Source organism: Mesorhizobium sp. M1A.F.Ca.ET.072.01.1.1 (assembly GCF_004023325.1).
In the GTDB taxonomy this organism is placed as follows: domain Bacteria; phylum Pseudomonadota; class Alphaproteobacteria; order Rhizobiales; family Rhizobiaceae; genus Mesorhizobium.
In genome coordinates this window covers 1-2813 of the sequence record NZ_RZSF01000546.1, presented here as the reverse complement: position 1 = coordinate 2813, position 2813 = coordinate 1, and the positions used below count along the sequence as shown (strand labels likewise).

General features: G+C 64.6%; 3 protein-coding genes. 2 read left to right on the top strand and 1 reads right to left on the bottom strand.

The features are described from left to right. The coding region (locus EOA32_RS35980) for an amidase family protein (protein ID WP_128374214.1) at positions 1-1036 on the top strand (1036 nt) is incomplete at its 5' end. An 82-nt stretch (positions 1037-1118) separates the two neighbouring features. Beyond that, a complete protein-coding gene (locus EOA32_RS35975; protein WP_128374213.1) occupies positions 1119-1916 on the top strand; it encodes a YdcF family protein in 798 nt (265 codons plus the stop codon). Here the strand turns inward: EOA32_RS35975 and EOA32_RS35970 are convergent. Continuing rightward, positions 1889-2608, bottom strand: a complete 720-nt coding sequence (locus EOA32_RS35970; RefSeq protein WP_128374212.1) for a DUF599 domain-containing protein — start codon at positions 2606-2608, stop codon at positions 1889-1891. The genes EOA32_RS35975 and EOA32_RS35970 overlap by 28 nt on opposite strands. Between the last annotated feature and the right edge of the window lie 205 nt (positions 2609-2813).

Genomic DNA, 2813 nt, shown 5'->3' with positions numbered 1-2813 from the left:
GGATAACGCCCAGCTGGTGCCGGGCGGCTCCTCCGGTGGATCGGCTTCCGCGGTCGCCGCCTTCCTCTGCGCCGGCGCCACCGCGACCGACACCGGCGGCTCGATCCGCCAGCCGGCAGCCTTCACCGGCACCGTCGGCATCAAGCCGACCTATGGCCGCTGCTCACGCTGGGGCGTGGTCGCTTTCGCGTCCTCGCTCGACCAGGCTGGTCCGATCGCGCGGGATGTGCGCGACGCCGCGATCCTGTTGAAGTCGATGGCCTCCTCCGACCTGAAGGACACGACGTCAGTCGACCGGCCGGTGCCGGACTACGAAGCGGTGATCGGCAGGCCGATCAAGGGCATGAAGGTCGGCATTCCGAAGGAGTACCGTGTCGACGGCATGCCCGAGGATATCGAGGCGCTCTGGCAGAAAGGAATTGCCTGGCTGAAGGATGCCGGGGCGGAGATCGTCGATATCTCGCTGCCGCACACCAAATACGCGCTGCCGGCCTACTACATCGTGGCGCCGGCCGAGGCCTCGTCCAACCTCGCCCGCTATGACGGCGTGCGCTACGGGTTGCGCGTGCCCGGCAAGGACATCGTCGACATGTATGAGAAGACGCGCGCCGCCGGCTTCGGCCGCGAGGTTAAGCGCCGCATCATGATCGGCACCTATGTGCTTTCCGCGGGTTACTACGACGCCTACTACCTGCAGGCGCAGAAGGTGCGCACGCTGATCAAGCGCGATTTCGAGATCGTCTTTGCTGCCGGTGTCGACGTCATCCTGACCCCGGCCACACCGTCGGCTGCCTTCGGCGTCGCCGACGAGGACATGAACGCCGATCCGGTGAAAATGTATCTCAACGACATCTTCACTGTGACGGTGAACATGGCCGGGTTGCCGGGGATATCGGTGCCCGCCGGCCTCGACGGCAAAGGCCTGCCGCTCGGCCTGCAGCTCATCGGCAGGCCGTTCGACGAGGAAACGCTGTTCCAGACCGCCCACGTCATCGAACAGGCCGCGGGCAGGTTCCAGCCGGACAAGTGGTGGTAGCGTTGTCCCGCATCTAGTCCGTTAGCGTTGTGGCGTCCTTTGCGCGTCCAAACGGACGCGCGGCGCCGTAATGGGGTGAGGGATGTTCTATTATCTTTCCAAGATCCTCTGGTTTCTCGTCCAGCCGCTCAATCTGGCGATCTTCCTGCTGCTCGCCGGTCTGCTGGCGGCGCTCTTCCGCCGCCCTCGGCTGGCCGGCACCGGCAGCGTGCTCGCCTTCCTGATGCTCGCGCTTTCGGCCTGGACCTCGCTTGGCGCAATGATGCTCAATCCGCTGGAGGAACGCTTTCCCAAGCCGCCGCTGCCGGACAAGGTCGACGGCATCGTCGTGCTCGGCGGCGGTTTCGAGGGCGCGATCAATCTGGCGCGCGGAGGCTATGAGCTGAACAGCGGCGGCGATCGCATGGTCGAGACCGCGATCCTCGCCAGGCGTTTTCCGCAAGCGAAAGTGGTCGTCTCCGGCGGCAATGGCGAGCTTTTCCTGGACGGCGAGGGCGATGCCGACACCGCGCCGCGCCTGCTTGGCGCGCTGGGGGTCGCGCCCGATCGCCTGATTCTTGAGAACAAGTCCCGCAACACGTACGAAAATGCAGTCTTCACCCGCAGGCTGGTCGAGCCGAAACCGGGCGAGACATGGCTGCTGGTGACGTCTGCCTTCCATATGCCGCGCGCCAAGGCGCTGTTCGACAAGGCCGGTTTTCCAACCGTCCCCTGGCCGGTCGATTACCGCACCTCAGGCAAGGAAGGCATCGGCCTGTTCCGCGACAATCCGGCCGATTCGCTGCAGGCGACCACCATGGCGATCCGCGAATGGATCGGGCTCTCCGCCTATTGGCTGTCGGGCCGCATCGATCAACCTTTCCCGGCGCCGGGCGGCTGACCGAGCACTGCCTGGCGCGCGGCCGAGAAGAACTGGCGCCGCACAAGCACGGCAAGCAGCACCAGCGTCGACAGCACGAACACCGTCGGGCCCACGAACGAGCCGAGATAGCCGATCGAGAAAAAGACGGCGCGCAGGCCGGAATTGAAATGCTTGCCGGCTAGCACGTTCATGCGGGTGGCCCGCCACACCGCCGTCCCGCTGACCGGATTGCGCGAGGCCTCGCCATGCGGGACCGGCACGGCACCGATCAGGATCGAGCAGTAGTTGAACAGCCGGTAGGCCCAGCCGAATTTGAAGAAGGCGAATGCGAGGATCAGCACCAGGCCGAACATCTTGGTCTGGAAGGCCTCGCGGGAGGATGCGGAGGCCAACGGCAGGTCAGCCATTATGGTTAGAACCCGGTCGGAAGCCCCGAGAAGGGCAAAGCAGCCGCCGAGCGCGATCAGAGAGCTCGAGGCAAAGAAGGCGGTGCCTTGCTGCAGCCCGGACATGATGGCGGTGTCGACTATGCGCACCTCGCGCTCGGCCATGTTGCGCATCCAGGCTTCGCGCTGAGCGTTCATGGCCGTGGTCAGCGACACGCGGCTAACGAGCTTGCCGTCGGAGGCCAGCGTATGCAGCACCCAGACGGCTAAGAAGAAGCCTAGAGCGGCCAAGTCTGCCGCCGAAAGATGAAGGGAATCGCCCATACGTTCTTTTACCACAGGCCCGGCGGGCGCTTCGACGGCGGAAGCAAGCGGATACATGTCGCTGCCGGAGCAAACAAGGTCGGCTGACGCCGCGCCGCGACATGCAAAACAGCGGAAACATCGCGAGAATTCCTATATGTAAGTTTTGAGCGGCCTCAAGGAGACAGCGGCGCGTGTTCCTTTCGGTTTTCGACCTGTTCAAGAT